Source organism: Kocuria aegyptia, assembly GCF_039530085.1.
In the GTDB taxonomy this organism is placed as follows: domain Bacteria; phylum Actinomycetota; class Actinomycetes; order Actinomycetales; family Micrococcaceae; genus Kocuria; species Kocuria aegyptia.
The window spans coordinates 563,283-579,406 of sequence record NZ_BAAAOA010000046.1 but is presented as its reverse complement, the minus strand read 5'-3'; the positions used below and the strand labels follow the sequence as shown (position 1 = coordinate 579,406).

The window sequence follows — 16,124 nt, the reverse complement described above, 5'->3', positions numbered from 1 at the left end:
GTACCCAGGAATCAGGAGTTGTGATTCGCCTCAATTGAGTGTCGACAGCCCTCTTTCTCGGGAACAGGGTTTCTTGGACGAACCGCCGGAATCAGTTGGCAAGCAGGGCCAGCAACGGCGGGACGAGCACGCACCCGAGCGCCATGAGCACGGCAACCACCCCTAGTACCAGCTGTTCGCGGCGTGCCGCGGCAGCGCCGGCGAGTTCCAGTGGCGGGCGGGGTCCGGACTCCCAGTCGAGGGCTTCCTGCTCCCAGCGGGTGCCGGCCACCGGTTCGGCGCCGCTCAACAGGCGCAGGCGCTCGGAGGTGTCCACGTCCTCACCGCCGTTGGGTGCGCCGAGCGGCGACAACGCCCAGGTGTGCCGCAGGCCCTGCAGGAGCGCGAGCACCGCCTCCAGCGGCTTGTTCTCGAGGTAGCTGCGCTGGGTCCAGGCGACCTTCGCCCGCTCGAGCGGGAAGCCGAGCACCACCTCCGTCCCGTCCCGGCGGACGTCGAAGGCCACCCGATGCTTCCGTCGGCCGAGCCTCGCCGGCGGATCCTCGGGCGCGGTGATCGGCGGGACGTGCAGCCAGTGGAAGGCCGCGACGACGGGGGGACACGTCCCGCGGCCCAGGAAGAGCACTCCGTTGCGCTCGACGACCACGGTGACGAGCCGGGGAAGCCCGGCGTGCCGGGCCCCGGCGAAGAGGTCCGGGCGCAGCGTGAGCAGTGGGCCCAGGAACTGCGCGTCCCGCCTGCCCTGCAGCACCATGTACATGCTGAGCCCCTCGGCGGCCCGGAAGAAGGCCTGCGCCCGGGAGTCGAGCAGGGCAACCAGGGCCGCGCCGGCGACGGCGCCCATGACGGCCGCGAGCGCGATGAGCCTGCCCGAGAGTTCCAGCGAGGCCGCCCGCGCCGACCACCAGAAGACCGCGATGGCAGCGACCGCCAGCACCGTCGCGAGCTGAGTCCGGTGCTCTTGCACCAGCAGTGCCCAGCTCCTGCGCGACAGGTGGTTCTGTTCGGCCTCACCGGCGGTCCGCGGCCGCCCCGGGCGCCGGGAGACGACGAAGGATGTCCGGATCTCGTCCTCCCGCCCGGCGGTGTCCGGGGGCTGCCGGCGGCCGGCATTCCCCGTGGGCCCCCAGGTGGAGTACGCACCGCTCAGCTCCGGCAGCCGATCCCGGAGCTTCGAGAGTTCGGCGAGCAGGCGGTCCCCGTCGATGTCCGTGGGCGAGATCCCGAAGCCGTCCAGCCGTCCGCGCGCCGCCATGGCCACCAGCTTGCCGGGGTCCGGCCGGGACCGCAGGAGGTGCTTGGCGAAAGGGGTGGTCATGAAGTGGCAGGCGTCGAGGGCGTCCGCATAGGCATCCATTCCCGAGTAGCCCATGGAGGCGGTGATGTGGGCGGAGGTCCTGCTGAGCTGCACGGTCGCGAAGGACGCCGCGACGTCGAGCAGCAGGAACACGCTCGGCGCCCCGTACTCGGGGAAGCCCGTATCCGCGAGACTGTCGCGCGGAGACAGTCCCAGAGCTCCTTGGACCCCTCGCACGGAACGGTCGAACATCGTGCCGCCGTGGGCGATCCGGATCTCCCGGAAGACCAGGGTGTCCAGCAGCCGGGCCCGGATCTGCGGGACCGGTGTGGACGGGTGGTAGCGGGAGGCAGGGAAGGCCGCGGCGTAGCGCGTGCCCAGGAACGCGGTGAGACCCCCATGGGCCCCCAGGGCCGGGCTGGCGATCATGTTGTCGGGACGGGCGAGCTCCCGTTCGATCTCCCGCAGGATCCGGAGGTCGAGCTTCTCGAGGAACTCGAGGGCGCGCTGCAGTTCCAGAGTTCCCTCGACCCCGTCTCGTGCGTCCGCGCGGGCCACCCCGCGCAGCCGTTCCACGGCTGTGCTGCGCTCCGCCTGCTCGTCGCCATCCATGAGTGTCCTCGCCCCTCGGTGCACCGGGCTGGACGCCAGGCAACAATGTATTTCCAAAGGCAAACTACACCGACCGGGCGCCGCGCCGAGATCAGCAGGACTCGAGCACGGACAACGCCGTCTGCAGGCCGTGTTCCGTGCGGATCTCCCGTCCCGCCCGCTCCGCGGCGGAATGGCACCCGAGGGCGTCGTCGATCGCCGCGCTGAGCCGCTCGGCCGTCAGCTTCCGCTTCGGGATCGGCGCGGCCGCGAGGCCGAGCCCGTGCAGCTGCCGGCCCCAGAACGGCTGGTCGGCCAGGAAAGGCACCACCACGTGCGGCACGCCGGCCCGGGCCACGGCGTGGACGGTCCCGGCCCCGCCGTGGTGGACGGCGAGCTCCGCACCGGGCAGCGCCGCGTCGAGCGGCAGGGCCGGCACGGTGAGCACGTCGTCGCTCCGGAGCTCGTCCGGCAGGGCGAGACCGCCCCACCCGGTGAGCAGCAGCGCCCGCAGACCGTGGGCACGGGCGCTCTCCACCACCGCCCTCCCCCGGGCCAGCGGGTCCCCGGACGCCATGGAGCCGAAGGTCGCCACCAGGTAGCGCCCGCCCTGGAGGAACTCGCGCACAGGGGTGTCGAGTTCCGGCACCGGGGCGTCGGAGTGCCAGGACCCGGTGAGGTGCACGGAGGCCGGCCAGTCGACCGGGCGCGGCAGCAGCTGCGGGCTGATCGGCAGCAGGGTGGCCGCCGGGGCGGGAACGGTGGCCGTCCGGCCACCGGGCAGCTGGGCGCATGCCCGGTCGATGTCCCGGCGGAACATCCGCTCGGCACCCCGGACGGCCTGGTAGGTGAGGCGGTTGAAGCGGCCGAGATCCCGGTTCACCACGCCGGGCGCCGGGAACTGCCGCGTGGGAGTGAGCACGGGCACGGCCTCGACCAGCACGTGCGGGACGCCGAGCGACTGAGCCACCGCCGGGGCCGTGAGCACCTTGGGATGGTGGACCACGAGGTCCGGCGCGAAGGCGAGCGTCTCCCGCACGGCGGCGGCGAGCATCCGGCGCATGCCGGGCCCCACCTCGGTGCGGAAGTGCCGCACTGCGGTCCACGGCGAGATGCCGTGCGCCTGGACCAACCGGTGGAAGTCCACCTCCAGACTCACGGTGTCGAGCCCCGACAGGTCCACGCCGGAGGAGTCGGGGACACCCAGGCGGACCTCGTGCCCGTGGTCGGAGGCGTACCGGGCCAGAGCCGCGAAAGGCTCCACGTCGCCGCGGGACCCGGACGTCAGCAGCATCATCCTCATGGACCCAGTGTGCTCCTGCTCCCCCGCCAGGACCCGTTCATTGCGAGGGAGACGCGTGCGGCCACCAGCCCCGGAGCCGGTCGTTGCTCCGAGAACAGCGGACGAGGACGACGCCCCGCCCGCCGCGCCGACCGGTCAGCCGGGCCGGCTCACACCTCGTCGTCGAGGCCCGGGCGGTCGTCGGTGTCGCCGGCCTGCCGGCGGCGGTAGGCGGTCATGTTGGTGCGGTTGGCGCAGCGCTGGCTGCAGAAGCGCTTGGAGCGGTTGCGGGAGAGGTCCAGGAGCACCCCGTCGCAGTCCTCGGCCCCGCACTCCCGCAGCCGGTCGGTCTCGTCGGCGCGGATGACGTCCACGAGGGCGAACGCCGTCTCCAGGCGCAGGCGGGCGGCCAGGGGTGCGTCCGAGGGAGAGGCGTGCAGGTGCCAGTCCTTCCCGTCGTGCCGGGCCAGGTGCGGGGCGAGCTCGGTCGTGTCGAGCACGGCGTTGACCGCCTCCACCATGGCGTCCCGGTCCAGGGCCCAGACCCGCCGCAGCTCGCGGCGCACCTCGCGCACCTCGGCCAGCTCGTGCTCGTCGCGGTCGAAGCGCCCCGACCAGCCGTGCGTCTCGAGGAGGTCCCGCAGCTGCTGGGTGGTCACGAGCTCGTCCTCCCCGGAGCGGGAGGCCCCCGGCGCGGTGTTCATCAGCGCCACGTCGGATTCGAGCACGTCCTCGGTGTCATAGGCAAAATGCACTTGACTACTTATCCTCTCTCCGGCTAGCGTGAGCGTCATCATCAGTTTAGACCCTTACGCGACGATGGTCGCGAGAAGGAGTTGGTCATGGTCGGCGGACTCTACCTCCTGGCGCTGCTCTTCGTGTTCGCCACCGTGGGCCGGCAGTCCGTCCCGCGGCGGGAGCGCACGGACCTGCGCAGCTGGACGCTGCGGGACGTGTACTACAACGTGCGGCGCGGAGTGACCGTGCTCGGGCAGCACGGTCCGTCCTACCCGGCCCTGGGCGAAGCGGAGCGGACGACGGCGCAGCGCACCCGCTGAGCGGCCCGGGAACGGCCGGGAGCGCCGGTCGTTCTCCCTTCGCCGTCGTGCGGTGCCCCGAGCGGGTCCGGGGTTCGGTCCTGGTGCGGGTGCACCGCTCAGCGCGGGCCCGAGCAACAATTGCCGATCACAGCGCGACCTTCTCGAACAGGACGGCCGTGCCGATGCCCCCGGCGGAGCTGATCATCGCCAGCAGCAGGCTCCCGGCGGGCAGCGCCCGGGACCGGGCGAGCAGGCGCACCACGGACACCGCCCCGGAAGCGCCGTAGGCGTGGCCCAGGGCCAGGGCGCCGCCCTCGGCGTTGAGCACCGCCTCGTCCAGACCGAGCAGGTCGGTGCAGGCCAGCACCTGCCCGGCGAAGGCCTCGTTGAACTCGGCCGCCGCCAGCTGGTCCACGGCCACGCCCTGCTCCGCCAGCAGCTGCTGCGCGGCCATGGCGGCACCGATGCCTAGCCGCGCCGGGTCCACCCCGACCGTGGCCGCACCGCGGAAGGCCAGTCCCTCGGACCGGCCCAGCTCCCGCGCCGTGGTGAGGTCGGTGACGAGGACGGCGGCCGCGCCGTCGGCGTCGCCGCAGGAGTTGCCGGCCGTCACCGTGCCGCCGGCCTCGAACACGGGCGGGAAGCGCGCGAGCAGCCTCGCACTCAACGTCCGGCGCGGGCCGTTGTCGGCGCGCACGTGCCCGCGCGCTCCGGCCACCGGCACCAGCTCGTCCGTGAAGCTGCCCGCCTCCACTGCCGCGAGGGCCCGCTGGTGGCTGCGCAGAGCGTAGGCGTCCTGCCGCTCCCGGCCGATCCCGTGCTCGCGGGCGACGGTCTCGGCGGCCTCGCCCATGTCCGGATCGCCCAGGTGCTCCGGGGCGAACTGGGCGCGGCGGTAGAACTCGACCTCCCCGTCCTGGCGTCGCCGTCCCCGCAGCGGGGCGGTGCTGATGCTCTCCGCCCCGCCGACGAGGAAGGCCCGGCCGGCCCCGGCCTGGGCGAGCCGGCAGGCGAGCACCACGGCGTCCAGGCCCGAGCCGCACTGCCGGTCCACGGTCAGGCCCGGCACGGACAGCGGCAGACCGGCCTCCAGCGCGGCGAGCCGGGCGAGGTTGCCACCGGCGCCCACGGCGTTGCCGACCACGACGTCCGCGACCTGTTCGGGATCCAGGCCCGTGTCCGCCACCAGGGAGCGCAGCACCGGCGCCAGCAGCCGCTGGACGGGCACGCCGTCGAGCAGGGTCCCGGCGCGCGCCAGGGGCGTGCGGCGGCCCAGCACCAGCAGGGGGGCCTCAGCCGAGCGGACGGACACGGTCGTCTCCTTCGAGGATCCAGTCGCGGAACAGCTGTCGGCTGAGCTTCCCGCTCGCGGTCACCGGCAGCTCCAGGAGCTCCCAGTACTGCTGCGGGCGCTTGGCCGGCGCCAGCCGGGGCTCCAGGCCGGCGCGCAGCCGCGACCGGTCGGCTCCGCCGGTGCCCGGGAGGATCCCGGCCACGATCCGCTGGCCGCGGGCTCCGTCGGGCAGGCCGGCGACGACGACGTCGGCCACTCCCGGCACCATGGCCAGGGCCGCCTCGACCTCGTGCGGATAGACGTTGAGCCCGCCGCTGTTGATCATCTCCGAGGCCCTCCCCAGCACGTGCAGCTGTCCGTCGCGCAGGAAGCCCTGGTCGCGCACCGTGTGCAGGCCGCCGAGCCGGCCGAAGGCCTGGCCGTCGTCGCCCCAGAGGTAGCCGTCGCAGACCAGGTCCGAGCGCACGCCGATCGTGCCGGCCACGCCCTCCGGCACGGGGCGGCCCGCGGCGTCGAGGACGGCCACCTCCACGCCGGGGAACGGGGCGCCCACCGCGGTGCCGGACTGCGCGGCAGACTCCTCGGTGAACTCCGCGGCGAACTCCTGCGCGGGCCCCTCAGCGGGCTCGCCCGGCCGGTGGCAGCAAGCGGCGACGAAACCGAGCTCGGCGGCGCCGTAGTACTCCCAGATCGCGGCGTTCGGGGCCCAGCGGCGGGCCGCCGTCAGCGTGGCGCGGTCCAGCTTCTGCCCGGCGCACACGATCGCGGTGACACCGCCGGCGTCGACGCCGCCGGCCAGACCGCGCTCCGCGAGGACCCGCAGCACGGTGGGCACGAGGACCAGACGGGTGACGCCCTGACCGGTGATTGCGGCGTGGGCGGCGGCCACGTCGAAGTGCGGCAGGGTGACGAAACCGGCCCCGGCGTAGAGGCACTCGGACAGGGCGTAGAGGTTCAGGCTCGAGGCCAGTGGACCGGGAGCCAGCACGCGGTCCTCCGGCCCCAGCCCGAAGTGCGCGATCGAGGTCTCGAACGAGCGCCGCCAGGAGGCCCGGCTGCGGCGGAAACCCTTGGGCAGGGCCGTGGTGCCCGAGGTGAGACCGATCAGGAACGCCGAGGCGGGGTCGCCGTCGCGCAGCACCGCCGGGACCGGATCGGCGGGGATCCGTGCCGCGCAGCGTTCCTGCACAGGCGCGGCCGTCTCCTCCGGCCAGGAGGGGTCCAGGACGGCGCACACCCGCTCCTCGGCCACCCCCGCGGCCCACCGGACGGCGAAGTCCGTGCTGTTGGCCTGCCGGAGGATGCCCGTGGGCTCGCCCGAGGCGGCCAGGGCCGCGGCCTCGGCGCGCAGCTCCCCCCAGCTGAGCTCCGCGCGCCCGCAGACGACGGCGGACTCCTGCGGGCGCTCCTCGGCCCAGCGGGTCACGCGGTCCAGAAAGGGCATGTCCTCGTCCTCGGTGATGGACCCGCGCTGCGGGCGGGCGATGAGCGGTGCGCCGGGCGCCGCGGTGGTCAGCGGGTGCTGCTCCCCCGGCGGTCAGCGGGCGGTGGTCTGCTGCACCCCGCCCAGGAGCCGGCGGTAGCTGCGGTGGACGTTGATCGCGGCCAGCGTCGCCACGACCGCCTTGAGCAGGTCCCCCGGGATGAACACGAGGGAACCCAGGGCGGAGGTGGACAGCGGTAGCCCGGTGACCACGGCCGTCCACGGGATGCCGAAGGCGTAGATCACCACGATGCCGCCCAGGACCACGCTGAGCAGGACGGCGGCGAAGCGGGCGGCGGTCCCGGTGCGCCTCAGCGCCCAGTACTGCACCAGCGCCCCGATGACCAGGGCGGCCGGGATCCAGCCGACGAGGTAGCCGCCGGTCGGGCCCAGGAACACCCCGAGCCCGCCCCGGCCGCCGGCCAGCAGCGGCAGGCCGGCCAGCACCAGGGCGTGCAGGACGACGACGGAGAGCATGCCGCGCACCGGCCCGAGCAGGGCACCGGCGAGCATCACGCCGAGGGTCTGCAGCGTGATGGGCACCGGGATGATCCCGACCGTGATCGGCGGCACGAGCCCGAGGGCGGCGATCAGGGCGGCGAACACGGCCACGAGGACGGTGTTCTGGGTGGTCTGCGAGGTGTCGGTGGCCATGGGGTCCTTCGGGTCGGGCTGATGAGTGCGGAGACGAGCAGATCGGCCGAGCAAATGGGCCAAGCGGATGGAAGCGAGCGGGCGGGGCCGCACTGTCGGGGCGGAGCCGGGGTGGTGCGGGCGGGTCAGTCGGTGGGCGGGGTGGCGCGCCGCGGAGCCGGGGTGGTGGCAGCGGTGCCCCGCCGCGGTGGTGCCGCGGCATCGTAGCACCGGGCGTCCAGGGCGGCGGCGATCTCCTGGGCCGACTCGAGGGTACGCACGAGCAGGGGCACCAGCACGGCCACCGGGCTGTTGTGCAGACCGCGGGCGAACTGCGCCTCCCGGACCTCGAGGTACTGGGTGCGGATCTGCGGGATGAACCGGATCGTCATGGACAGGGCCAGGCTCATCTGGGCCGGGTTCAGCCCGAGGTGCCGGGTCGGCGCGAGCAGGCGCTCGAACAGGGCGAGCATCTCGCCGAAGGTGGTGGACAGGCTGACCGCGTAGGCGAACAGGCACAGGCTGAGCAGCCGCAGCGCCGAGACCGCCGCGGCCTCCCAGCTCGTGGTGAGCCCCAGAGTGAGGAACACGATCCCGACGATGAGCAGCAGTCCGGCCAGCATCCGCAGCAGACGGGCCGGCGGGGTGCGGGTGAGCCAGGCGGCGGTCACGGCCAGGGCGAAGACGGCGACCTGGAGGCCCAGGTGCGTCACGGCGTAGATGCCCAGGCTGGCGGCGAACAGGAACGCGAACTTGGACCCGGCCGGGATGCGGGCGAGCACGCCGGTGGGCCCTGCGGCGTGCCGCCCGGCACCGTGCGCTCGAGTCCCGTCGGGCCGGTCAGCTCTGCTGCGGGCGTCCTGTCGCCGGGTTGCGTCCATCAGTCGCTGATCCCGCAGTAGAACTCCACGGCCTCCGCGGGGGCGCCGTCGAAGGCGATCCGGCCCTCGTGCACCACCAGGACGCGCTGGTAGTCGCCGATCAGGTCCAGGTCGTGGGTCACCACGATCGCCCGCTGGTCGAGCTCGTCGATGGTGGCCTGCAGCCGGCGGCGGTTGCGCCGGTCGAGCATGGTGGTCGGTTCGTCGAAGACGATCGTGGCCGGCTCCATGACCAGCACCGAGGCCAGGGCCACGAGTTGCTTCTCGCCCCCGGACAGGGCGTAGGACTCCCGCTCGCGCAGGTGGCCGATGCCCAGCCGCTCCAGGACCCCGTCCACCCGGGCGGTGAGCTCGGCCCCGCGCAGGCCCAGGTTCTTCGCCCCGAAGGCCAGGTCCTCGGCCACGAGCGGCATCACGATCTGGTTCTCCGGGTTCTGGAACACGAAGCCCACCTGGCGCCGGATGAGCTTGGCGTCCTTGGCGGTGGACAGCCCGCCCACCTGGACCGTGCCCCGGGTGGGCAGCAGCAGCCCGTTGAGCAGGCGCACCAGGGTGGATTTGCCCGAGCCGTTGAGCCCGATCACCGCGATCCGGTGCTCGTCGAGGGACAGGTCGACGTCCCGCAGGACGTCGACGCCCTCCCGGGTGACCGTGACCCCCGTCAGCCGGATGTCCGAGCGCTGCGGCTCCGGCGGAGCGGAGGGCTCCGCCCGGCGGGATCGGTCCCGCAGCGGGTGCTTGATCGACACCGTGACCGCCTTCCTCTCCTCCTCGTGCCCACCGGACCTCGAACGCTCCCGCAGCCCGCCCCAGCGCGCCTCGGTGGCGATGCCCCGGCCGGGACGCCGGGAACCGAGACGCCCTGAACCGAGATACCCCGGACCGAGCCGCCCCCGCCGGGACGTCCCGGACCGAGATGCCCTGACCCCGGACGCCCCGGGCCCGGCATGCCTCAGTCCGCGATCTCCCGGTCCGTGACCGCCCGGTCGCGAGGTGCCGGTTCGAAGTACAGGTGGGCGTGCAGGGCGCAGCCCGGGTTGAACCGCGCCCCGCACCGCGGACAGCCCTCCACCGCCAGGTACTCCCGGACGGTCAGCTCGTGGCCGCAGACCCCGCAGAGCACGGCCTCGGTGTCCTGCTCCTCGGCCGGCCACTGCGCCGCAGGGTGGCCGGCGCTCTCCTCGTGGCACAGATGACAAGGGTAGTACTCCCGGCAGCACCGGAACTTGATCGCGATCACATCCAGCGCCGTCCGGTAGTGCACGCAGCGCGTCTGCTCGTCGACAGGGCTGCCCAGAACCCGCCTCATCACTGTGCTCCCCCACCCTCGGTCCCGGGCCCCCGGGAGGCCCCGGGCGCCGCTCCTCGTCCGTCCGACAGTGCCCACTGTACGGAGCAGGCGGCACGCGGCGGAGAAACTGCGTACGGGCGGGCCCTCAGCCGAGCAGGATCACGTCCAGCCTCCGGGGCCCGTGCACGCCCTCCACGCGCTCGAGCTCGATGTCCGAGGTCGCGGACGGCCCGGAGATCATCGTGACCGGGGCCGTGGGCTCCACCAGGGCGAGGGCCTCGGGGATCAGCTCGACCACCGAGTCCCGCGGCACCACGCAGATGTGGTGGTCGGGGACCAGGCTGATCGCCCGGCGGCCCTCGTCGGGACGGCCGGTGAGGAAGATCGTGCCGGTCTCGGCGCAGGAGACGGTCGAGGACGTCACCACGGCGTCCACGGCATTGAGCTCGCGCACTCCCAGTGCGGAGGCCGCCCGGGCGTCGTTGGGGTCCACGATGGCCCGGCGCATGCCGGACTCCTCGGGCAGCCAGGAGCGGTCCAGGCCCTCGGGCACCACGTAGCGGGCGGAGCTGCCCAGCAGCTCGGCGATCCGGCCCGGCAGGGACTCGGGGGTCTCGTGGTGCACCGAGGCCTTGTAGTCGACCAGCCGGTCCTCGAGCATCTCGAGGACCTCCTCGCGCGGCCGTTCCGAGGCGCGGCGGTAGGCGCGCTCCGCCGGTGCGGGCGCCGGCGTGTCGTGCAGCGCCCCGCGGATGCGCGCCAGGATCTCGGTCTTGGCGTCGGTCATCGCTCTCCCCCGTGGTGCTGAGGGCCGTCCGAGGACCCGCCCTGTGGACCCTCGGCAGTGCCGGTGGTGCCGGCGCTGCCGGCACCACCGGGAACGGGGCCACCGGGAACGGGGCCACCGGGAACGGGGCCACCGTCGGCGGCCACCCGTTGCCGGGTCTCGTCGGCGTGCTGGGCCCACCAGTTGCGGAAGGACTCCTTCGGCGGGGCGGGGAGGTCCCGCTCGTCGGTCCAGCCGCCGGCCGCCCCGGGGAGCCAGCTGATCGCCCGGTCCTTGCCGGCAACGGCCCGGCCCAGCGGCAACGCCTTCTCGGCGAGCGCCATGCGCTTGCCGGAGGACATCACGAAGGAGGCTCCCTTCATCATGAGGTCCATCTCGGACGGGGGCCGCGGCCGGCGCCGGGTCCGGGCCGGGGCCGCGGCGGCGCCGTCGTCGGAGCGCTCGCCGTGCCGGGTGCGCACGTCCTCGTCGCGAAGGTGCACGAGGATCTCGGGGATGTTGATCTTCACCGGGCAGACGTCGTAGCAGGCCCCGCACAGCGAGGAGGCGTAGGGCAGGGACGCGTTCTGCTCGGAGGTGATGCCGGTCAGCTGCGGGGAGAGGATCGCCCCGATCGGGCCCGGGTAGGTGGAGCCGTAGGCGTGGCCGCCGGTCTGCTCGTAGACGGGGCAGACGTTCAGGCACGCCGAGCAGCGGATGCAGTGCAGCGCCGAGCGCCCGGCGGGGTCGTCGAGCACCGCGGTGCGGCCGTTGTCCAGCAGCACCACGTGCACGTCCTGCGGGCCGTCCCCGGGGGTCACGCCCGTCCACATCGAGGTGTAGGGGTTCATCCGCTCCCCGGTGGAGGAGCGCGGGAGCAGCTGCAGGAACACCTCGAGGTCGGCGAACGTGGGCACGATCTTCTCGATGCCCATCACGGTGATCAGGGTCTCGGGCAGGGTCAGGCACATGCGGCCGTTGCCCTCGGACTCCACCACGGTCAGCGTCCCGGTCTCGGCCACGCCGAAGTTCGCGCCCGAGACCGCCACGGAGGTGGTGAGGAACTTCTCCCGCAGGTGGGTGCGGGCGGCCTCGGCGAGGTCGCGCGGCTCGGACGTGAGCGTCTCGTCGGTCTCGGGCATCTCGGCGAGGAAGATGTCGCGGATCTCGTGCCGGTTCTTGTGGATCGCCGGGACCAGGATGTGGGACGGCTTGTCGTGTCCCAGCTGGACGATGAGCTCGGCGAGGTCCGTCTCCGTGGCCGTGATCCCGTGGCCGGCCAGGTGCTCCTCCAGGCCGATCTCCTGGGTGGCCATGGACTTGATCTTGATGACGTCGGTGGACCCGGTGGCCTGCACGAGCTCGGTGACGATCCGGTTGGCCTCGGCGGCGTCGCGGGCCCAGTGCACCGTGCCGCCGCGGGCCGTGAAGCTGCGCTCGAACTCCTCGAGGAGCTCCGGCAGGTGCGCCATGACGTGTTCCTTGATCGCGGAGCCGGCGGAGCGCAGCTGCTCCCAGTCGGGCAGCTCCCCCGCCACCCGGGCGCGCTTGCCGCGGATCGTGTGGGTGGCGTGGCGGATGTTGGCCCGCATCTGCGTGTTGCCCAGCTCGGCCTTCGCGGCGGCGGGGAACGCGGTCCGCGCGTGCAGGTTCCCCTGGCCGTGGGCGGGGCGGACGGCGGGCATGCCCAGGGCCGTGCGGCTCATCGGACACCTCCGGTGGTGCGGCGGACCGACGACGACGCCGTGCGGCGCGCCCCCGGGTCCGGGATGGACAGCTCGACCGGCCCGGCGACCTCGAGCGGGTTCTCGCGGGTGGACGCGAGGATCTCGGCGAAGTGGACGGTGGCCGCACCCGTGCCCCGGCGGCTCATGGCCCCGCCGAGGTGCATGAGGCAGGAGGCGTCCCCCCCGGTGCACAGCTCGGCGCCGGTCGAGACGATGTTGTCGATCTTCTCCGTGGCCATCGCGGCGGAGACGTCCGGGTTCTTGAAGGAGAAGGTCCCGCCGAACCCGCAGCACTCCTCGGCGTCGGGCAGCTCGACGAAGTCGATGCCGCCGACCGAGGCGACCAGGTCCTTCTGCCGGTCCCCCAGGCGCAGCAGCCGCATCCCGTGGCAGGACGGGTGGTAGGTGACCCGGTGGGGGAACCAGGAGCCGAGCTGGCCGGCCGCGTCCGTCACGCCGAGCACGTCGGTCAGCAGCTGGGAGAGCTCGTAGGTGTTCGCCGCGACGGCCGCAGCCTCCTGGGCGAGGGCCTCGTCGCCGCCGGCGCGGGCGACCATCGGCTGCTGGTGGGCCAGGGAGGCGACGCAGGAGCCGGAGGGGGCCACGGCGACGTCGTGGTCCGCGGCGGTGAAGGCCCTGACGTGGTTGCGGACCACGGGCAGGGCGTCGTCGACGTAGCCGCTGTTGACGTGCATCTGGGAGCAGCATCCCTGGCCGGGCGGGAACACCACCTCGTGGCCCAGCCGCTCGAGCACCCGCACGGTGGCCAGCGCGACCCGGGGGTACATCGCATCCACGATGCACGTGGCGAACAGGGCGATTCTCATGGGACCTCCGGGAACGGGATGGAGACGCGCGACGACGGCGGACTGCCGCATGTGGTCTGACCATAGTAGACGAGTGAGATGCACGACACAACGGACGTCGACACCTTCGATTCATCCGCCGCAATGGGCTTGGGGCTGTGATCTGCGCCATGTACGCTCCGTGGTCAGACCATTGTGGTCCGACCATAGCGTCGTCCTGATCTCCGACCGCGCCGCACGCGCTCGCCCTTCCTCCTCGCCCTGCCCCGCCGAGGGGCCCAGAAAGGATCTCCCCGTGGACAATCTCGCCCTCCTGAGCCTGCTGTCTCTGCTGCCCCTCCTCGTGGTGGGCGTACTCCTGGCCGGGTTGCGCTGGCCCGCGAAGGCCGCCATGCCGGTGGGCTACGCCGTCGCCGTCGTGGTGGCCCTGGTCGTGTGGCAGATGAGCTTCGCCGGCGTGCTGGCCGCCACTCTCGAGGGCCTCATCGTGGCCGCCACCATGCTGTACATCGTCTTCGCCGCCCTGCTGCTGCTCTCCACCCTCACCGTGGGCGGGGCCATGGCCACCATCCGTGCCGGCTTCAACTCCATCTCCGCCGACCGGCGCGTGCAGGCCATCATCATCGGCTGGCTCTTCGGTTCCTTCATCGAGGGCGTCTCGGGCTTCGGCACCACCGCCGCGGTCGTGGCCCCGCTCCTGCTCGCCATGGGCTTCCCCGCGATGGCCGCCGTCATGGTGGGGCTGATCGTGCAGAGCACGCCGGTCAGTTTCGGGGCGGTCGGCACCCCCATCCTCGTCGGCGTCGCCAACGGCCTGGGCGGCGATCCCGCGGTCGCCGAGCGCGTCAGCGTCCTGGGCCTGACCATGCCGGAGTTCATCAACTCGATCGGCTTCTACACGGCGGCCATGCACGGCATCGTGGGCATCCTCATCCCGCTGATCCTCGTCACCCTGCTCACCGGCTTCTTCGGCCCCGAGCGGCGGTTCCGCGACGGGCTCGCCGTCTGGCCCTTCGCCGTGTATGCCTCCCTGGCCATGACCGTGCCGTACGTGCTGGTGGCCCGCTTCCTCGGTCCCGAGTTCCCCTCGATGTTCGGCGGGCTCATCGGCCTGTCGCTGGTGATGTTCACGTCCAGCCGCGGCTTCCTCATGCCGAAGGACACCTTCGGCTTCGGGCCGCGCTCCGCCTGGTCCCACCGCTGGATGGGCACCCTCGAGCCGGCCGAGGCGACGGACGTGTCCACGCACATGAGCGTGGTCCGCGCGTGGGCCCCCTACGCCGTCATGGCGGCCCTGCTGGTCGCCAGCCGCGTCATCACCCCGCTGAAGGAGTTCCTGACCGGTCTGGCGCTCCCCTTCGAGGACATCCTGGGCACCGGGATCACCACGACCGTGCAGCCGTTCTACCTGCCGGGGTTCGTGCTGATCCTCGCGTCGCTGTTCGCCTACGCCGTCCACCGCATGACCGGGCGGCAGATCGCCGAGACGTTCAAGGTCTCGGGCCGCCAGCTGGCGGGCACGGCCGCCGCGCTCCTCTTCGCGGTGCCCCTGGTTCGCGTGCTCATCCAGTCCGGTCCGGCCCTCAACGACTCGGGGCTCTCCAGCATGCCGGTCACCCTCGCCGAGGGGGCCGCCGCGATCTCGGGCAGTTCCTGGCCGGTGATCGCCCCCTGGATCGGCGCGCTGGGTGCCTTCGTGGCCGGCTCGAACACCGTGTCCAACCTGACCTTCTCCCAGTTCCAGTTCTCCACGGGCGCCCGGATCGGCGTGCCGCCCGAGCTCGTGGTCTCCGCCCAGGCCGTCGGCGGCGCCGGCGGCAACCCGATCGCCATCCACAACATCGTGGCGGCCTCCGCCACCGTGGGCCTGCTGGGCCGCGAGGGGGACCTGCTGCGCAAGACCGTCATCGTGACCACGTACTACTGCCTCGCGGGCGGTACGGTCGCGCACCTCTTCATCCACGGCGTGGGACTCAACCTGGGCACCGTCATGCTGCTCCTGCTCGTCGCCGGGCTGGCCACCATCGCCCGCCGACTGATGCGGGTCGACACACCGATGGAGCTGCAGAGCCGCAGCTGACCCGGCCCGCAGCTGGCCCGGCCCGCAACGGCACCACCGAGCACGACGACCCCCGGCCGGGGTCTTCGTGCTCGGTCCGGCGGGACCCGCACCTGCCTAGACTGGTCCGCGTCCTGTCCGACCCACGAGGAGCCCCCGTGCCCGCAGCCGCACGCATGTACACCGTCGTCCTCGACTGGCTCGAGGAGCGCCTGCGCTCGGGCGAGATCTCGGTGGGCGACAAGCTGCCCGGGGAGCGCCACCTGGCCGAGGAGTTCGGCATCTCCCGGGCCTCGGTGCGGGAGGCGATCCGGATCCTCGACGCCATGGGTCTGGTTCGTTCCTCGACCGGGTCCGGGCCGAGCGCAGGGGCCATCGTCATCGCGGAGCCCTCGGCCGCGCTCGGCTGGGCGCTGCGGATGCACGTGGCCAACCGGTCGCTGCCGGTGCGGGACCTCGTGCAGACCCGGCTGCTGCTCGAGACCCAGTCCGCCCGCGAGGCGGCCACCGCGGCGGAGACCCCGGCGCGGGCGGCCGCCCTCGAGCGAGCGGCGGAGCTCGTGACGGCCATGGAGGATCCGACCCTGCCGGACGAGCGCTTCCACGCCGACGACGCGCAGTTCCACATCCTGCTCGCCTCCCTGGCCGGCAACGTGGTGGTCGAGACGATCATGGCCTCGCTGCGCCAGGCCATGATCGGGTACGTCCAGGAGACCGTCGCCGGTCTCGAGGACTGGCCGCAGGTGCGCCGCACCCTCCAGGAGCAGCACCGGGAGATCCTGCTCGCCTTCCAGGAGCGCCGGGGGGAGGATGCGGCCGCCGCACTGCGGGAGCACATCACCTGGTTCTTCGGTCACAGCACCGCCGCCCAGGAGGAGCAGGACCCGCGGGCCTGATCGGAGGACCCCGCAGACGAACGAAAGCGGCCCCACCGATTCCGGTGGGGCCGCTCCACGACGTCTGCGGGACAGAGG

15 protein-coding genes are annotated in these 16,124 nt (G+C 73.1%); 3 read left to right on the top strand and 12 right to left on the bottom strand.

Features of this window, described 5'->3' with window-relative positions; translation table 11 throughout:
• Window positions 1–91: 91 nt before the first annotated feature.
• From ABD220_RS16975 to ABD220_RS16965, 3 genes are all read right to left on the bottom strand, one after another.
• Window positions 92–1,909, bottom strand: coding sequence for a hypothetical protein (locus ABD220_RS16975; protein ID WP_344124608.1), 1,818 nt, complete (start codon window positions 1,907–1,909; stop codon window positions 92–94).
• 91 nt (window positions 1,910–2,000) lie between these two features.
• Window positions 2,001–3,191: a glycosyltransferase gene (locus ABD220_RS16970; RefSeq protein WP_344124606.1), complete on the bottom strand. Its 1,191-nt coding sequence runs from the start codon at window positions 3,189–3,191 to the stop codon at window positions 2,001–2,003.
• 149 nt (window positions 3,192–3,340) lie between these two features.
• The gene (locus ABD220_RS16965) at window positions 3,341–3,925 is read right to left on the bottom strand and encodes a CGNR zinc finger domain-containing protein (protein WP_344124604.1); all 585 of its coding nucleotides are present in this window, start codon (window positions 3,923–3,925) and stop codon (window positions 3,341–3,343) included.
• Between the two features lie 87 nt (window positions 3,926–4,012).
• Between ABD220_RS16965 and ABD220_RS16960 the strand changes: the two genes are divergently transcribed.
• A complete protein-coding gene (locus tag ABD220_RS16960) occupies window positions 4,013–4,228 on the top strand; it encodes a hypothetical protein (protein ID WP_344124602.1) in 216 nt (71 codons plus the stop codon).
• Window positions 4,229–4,355: 127 nt separating this feature from the next.
• On the opposite strand, the gene ABD220_RS16955 is transcribed toward ABD220_RS16960, so the two are convergent.
• From ABD220_RS16955 to ABD220_RS16915, 9 genes are all read right to left on the bottom strand, one after another.
• Window positions 4,356–5,522, bottom strand: a complete 1,167-nt coding sequence (locus ABD220_RS16955) for a thiolase family protein (RefSeq protein ID WP_344124600.1) — start codon at window positions 5,520–5,522, stop codon at window positions 4,356–4,358.
• On the bottom strand, window positions 5,503–6,948 hold the full coding sequence (locus tag ABD220_RS16950) for a class I adenylate-forming enzyme family protein (protein WP_344124598.1): 1,446 nt from the start codon (window positions 6,946–6,948) through the stop codon (window positions 5,503–5,505). Before ABD220_RS16950 ends, ABD220_RS16955 begins: the two co-directional genes overlap by 20 nt.
• Window positions 6,949–7,041: 93 nt before the next feature.
• Window positions 7,042–7,641 carry a biotin transporter BioY gene (locus tag ABD220_RS16945; RefSeq protein ID WP_344124596.1) on the bottom strand — a complete coding sequence of 200 codons (600 nt, stop codon included), beginning with the start codon at window positions 7,639–7,641 and terminating at the stop codon, window positions 7,042–7,044.
• Window positions 7,642–7,766: 125 nt separating this feature from the next.
• Complete coding sequence (locus ABD220_RS16940; protein WP_344124594.1) at window positions 7,767–8,501, bottom strand: energy-coupling factor transporter transmembrane component T family protein; 735 nt, start codon at window positions 8,499–8,501, stop codon at window positions 7,767–7,769.
• On the bottom strand, window positions 8,501–9,250 hold the full coding sequence (locus ABD220_RS16935) for an energy-coupling factor ABC transporter ATP-binding protein (RefSeq protein ID WP_344124592.1): 750 nt from the start codon (window positions 9,248–9,250) through the stop codon (window positions 8,501–8,503). The genes ABD220_RS16940 and ABD220_RS16935 overlap by 1 nt, the downstream gene beginning before the upstream one ends.
• 203 nt (window positions 9,251–9,453) lie before the next feature.
• Window positions 9,454–9,810, bottom strand: coding sequence for a CHY zinc finger protein (locus ABD220_RS16930; protein ID WP_344124591.1), 357 nt, complete (start codon window positions 9,808–9,810; stop codon window positions 9,454–9,456).
• 127 nt (window positions 9,811–9,937) lie between these two features.
• Complete coding sequence (locus ABD220_RS16925; RefSeq protein ID WP_344124589.1) at window positions 9,938–10,579, bottom strand: LutC/YkgG family protein; 642 nt, start codon at window positions 10,577–10,579, stop codon at window positions 9,938–9,940.
• Window positions 10,576–12,264 carry a lactate utilization protein B gene (locus ABD220_RS16920; RefSeq protein WP_344124587.1) on the bottom strand — a complete coding sequence of 563 codons (1,689 nt, stop codon included), beginning with the start codon at window positions 12,262–12,264 and terminating at the stop codon, window positions 10,576–10,578. Before ABD220_RS16920 ends, ABD220_RS16925 begins: the two co-directional genes overlap by 4 nt.
• Entirely contained in the window at window positions 12,261–13,112 is an 852-nt protein-coding gene (locus ABD220_RS16915; RefSeq protein ID WP_344124586.1) for a (Fe-S)-binding protein, read from the bottom strand. Before ABD220_RS16915 ends, ABD220_RS16920 begins: the two co-directional genes overlap by 4 nt.
• A gap of 274 nt (window positions 13,113–13,386) precedes the next feature.
• Here ABD220_RS16915 and ABD220_RS16910 point away from each other — a divergent pair, with 274 nt between their 5' ends.
• Window positions 13,387–15,171, top strand: a complete 1,785-nt coding sequence (locus ABD220_RS16910; RefSeq protein WP_344124584.1) for an L-lactate permease — start codon at window positions 13,387–13,389, stop codon at window positions 15,169–15,171.
• A gap of 155 nt (window positions 15,172–15,326) precedes the next feature.
• Window positions 15,327–16,046 (top strand): FadR/GntR family transcriptional regulator, encoded by a 720-nt coding sequence (locus ABD220_RS16905; protein ID WP_344124794.1) that lies wholly within the window; start codon window positions 15,327–15,329, stop codon window positions 16,044–16,046.
• Window positions 16,047–16,124: the final 78 nt, after the last annotated feature.